Source organism: Christiangramia aquimixticola (assembly GCF_048285835.1).
Classification (GTDB): Bacteria; Bacteroidota; Bacteroidia; order Flavobacteriales; family Flavobacteriaceae; genus Christiangramia; species Christiangramia aquimixticola.
Window position 1 is genome coordinate 60,091 of the sequence record NZ_JBLVTL010000006.1, and the last position, 3,213, is coordinate 63,303.

The window sequence follows — 3,213 nt, forward strand, 5'->3', positions numbered from 1 at the left end:
TTTAGCAGAATGCACAAAGTGGTTTAGCACAAAGCTGATATTCTTAATTTCTCCTTTGGCATATTTTTGATTGATGGTTTCCAGCATCCCTCTTTTGGTATAATCCTGTCTTACCAGATAAAGTGTCGCATCGGCATGTTTTACCAGGTTTAAGGCGTCGGCCACCATCCCAATTGGCGGTGTGTCCAGAATGATATAATCGTACTTCGATTTTAGTTCCTGGATTAATACATCCATTTTCTTGGTTAATAATAACTCTGATGGATTTGGAGGAACGGGACCGGCAGTGATCACATCCAGATATGGAATTTTACTTTTCTGTACAATTTCTGATGCTGAGGCCTGATCGATCAAATAATTTACGATGCCCAAATCATTATTTAACTGGAAATCATCAAAAATCTTAGGTTTTCTTAGATCGACACCCACTAAGACCGTTTTCTTTTCACTAAGGGCGAAAACAGTAGCCAGGTTCATGGCACAAAAAGTTTTCCCCTCTCCTGAAACAGATGAGGTGATCATAACGGTTTTGGAACCGGTTACTCCTTGGCGTTTATACATAAACTGTAAACTGGATCTTAATCCCCTGAAGCTTTCTGCAATGGATGATTTAGGAGACTGGAATACTGCCAGATTCCCTTCCATTTTATTTTTACCAATTAGACCCAAAATCGGAATCGGGGAAAGCCGGGTAATTTCCTGCGCATTATGAATATTGGTATTTAGGAATACTAATAAGAACACAAAGGATAATGGAATTACTCCCCCTATTAAAACAGCCATCACATAATTTAGCTGAGTATCCGGTCCTATGCGTCCACCTCCTGTATCTTTAGCCGAATCAATCACAAGGACGTCACTTACATTTGCTGCTTTAATTAAACCAGCTTCACTGCGTTTTTCCAGAAACATATTATAAGTACGTTCATTAATAGCGTACTTACGTTGAATCTCTAACAAATCTTGCTCTTCTTGAGGTAACTTTTGCACTTCATTTTCCAACCGGGTAATCTTACCGTTAATCTGATTAAGTTCAGATCTCAACAAACCTTTGGAGGAATTAATATTTTCAAGTAGTATAGATTTAACCGAATTAATTTGCCTGTCCAGATCATCGAAAACCGGAGAATTTTCTTTCAGAGTGTATTGATAATTTTGCCTCTCCTCAGCCAGTTGAATTATTTTCGAAACACCATTGGAAATACTTCCTTCAGCAATTCCTGCCACAGTTGGTGCCGGCACATTTGAATAATCATCACGCTTCTGTAAATAATCTTGCAGATTATCATAATAAGCTAGCTGACGTTTTAAATTTTCCTTTTCTACATCAAGAGTGGCTAACTTTCCTGATAATTGACCACTTTCTACTGATATATCTAAAACCGAATTATCGTTTCTGAATTGATTTAACTCGTCCTGCACTATTTTTAATTGTTCAGACTGTACTGCCAAGCTACTATCGATAAATCTAATGGTTTTAGTCGCAAAGAGGTTCTTTCGCTCCAACATATTGGCACTTAGAACTGCCACAGACCCATTCAAGTAATCCACCAATCTGGGTTTATTCAATCCTACCTGGCTTAAATTTAATACGGAAGCCCCCTGGGATTGGGTTGAAATATTTACATTTTTATACCTGCCAACTGCCGAGTTAAAAGGGGTAAAGCTCACATAATAAGTTTTTCCCAGATTGAGAACATTATCTCTTCTTTCTATTCTCCCTGAAAAGAAGGGTAAAGCAATATGCTCACCAATTTTGAAGTTTCTTTCAAACTCCCTACTTTCAACCAAGCGGGTATCGTTTTCCTTAGTATGATAATTAGTCCGGTTTAAATTAGCTGGAACGCTGGCTCTTAAATTAAAAGATTCTTCATCTACCATACTAATTCTCAAAGTAACATTGTTCGCCTGAAAAGCAGCTGTATCCGCAATTACTTTAAAGGGTGTAAAGCCGTATGCATCTACTCTTTGATACTCTCCATCTTCCAAATAATTAATGTAAAACTGAAGTTTTTCAACCACCTCTTCGTTATGCGAACGCGATCGAAGAATAGTAATAGCCGTATTTACTTTATCTGAAGTTCCACCCCAGTTGAAAGTTAAACTGGTATTTGAAGTAAAAAATGGATTCTGATCATCCTTTATGGAGATTGTATTTCCTAATCGGTATACAGGTAATTTTCGAACATTATTATAATAGGCAACGGCTAAACTTATACCAACCGAAAGTAAAATCAGTTTCCAATAACTAATCACCTTAAGGATAAAACCTTTAAAATCGAAAGTAGAACCTACATCGGATATGTGATCATCTTCGTGCGCCATATATTACCTTGTAAAAATTACAATCATTGATGCTGCCAAAGCAACTAAACTAGTGACAGTTCTAAAAACTTCCAGTCCCGTGGTTCCAACTCCTAAGGCTTTTTGAGGCAGAGGATTCACCAGAATCATATCATTAGGCTGAATATAATAATAGGGGCTTTTAATCGCAGAAATATCGGTTACATCTATAACATGAACTTCCTCACCTTGTGGATATTGCCTGATGATCTGAACATTCTCTCTATCGCCGTAGTCTGAAATTCCTCCGGCATTTGCAATGGCTTCCATGATAGTCACCTGATCTTTATAAATCACCTGGCTGCCCTGACCTATTTCTCCCAAAGTAGTATAACGAATCCCCGCAAGCTTTACCGTAACAAAAATATTCGCCTCCTGCTTAAAATATTCATCCAATAATTTATTCTCAATTTTTTCCCTTACCTCTTTTTCTGTGTATCCAAGAACATTGATCTCTCCCATGGTAGGTACGCGGATATTTCCATGATCATCCACGGTAAAACCATCAAAGTAAACTGACTCCTCTGTGGTTGCATTCGGATTTGCTTCTCCAACCGGATTGAACATTCCCACAAGTTCCTGATCCAAAGCTTTTACTCGAATACTCAAAAGATCACCTACCTGAATCCGGTAAGGCTTTCGAAGTCTTTGAACCTGGATTATACTGTCGACTTGCTTATCATGTTCCTGTAAATAGGACATTTGCTTGGTGGATACACACGAGGTTAAGGCAAGTATTGCAGCGAATAAAAACAAGAAAGATTTAAATCGCATAGAGGGCTTCACATAGTTTTAACAAATATAGTTTTTACGGGTAAATATCAAAACATTCAGCTTAATTTATGTTGGGAAATGATGTTATGAGTCAAG

General features: G+C 37.7%; 2 protein-coding genes. Both read right to left on the minus strand.

Annotation, left to right across the window (positions count from 1 at the left end; translation table 11 throughout):
- Positions 1-2,325, minus strand: a 2,325-nt coding sequence (locus tag ACNKXV_RS12235; protein ID WP_417908024.1) for a polysaccharide biosynthesis tyrosine autokinase, incomplete at its 3' end; no start/stop codon positions are given.
- 3 nt (positions 2,326-2,328) lie between these two features.
- The gene (locus ACNKXV_RS12240; protein ID WP_417908025.1) at positions 2,329-3,117 is read right to left on the minus strand and encodes a polysaccharide biosynthesis/export family protein; all 789 of its coding nucleotides are present in this window, start codon (positions 3,115-3,117) and stop codon (positions 2,329-2,331) included.
- Positions 3,118-3,213 lie beyond the last annotated feature (96 nt).

Coding starts and splice junctions, on each gene's coding strand:
- ACNKXV_RS12240 (WP_417908025.1), bottom strand. CDS start 3,117: ATGCGATTTAAATCTTTCTTGTTTTTATTCGCTGCAATACTTGCCTTA.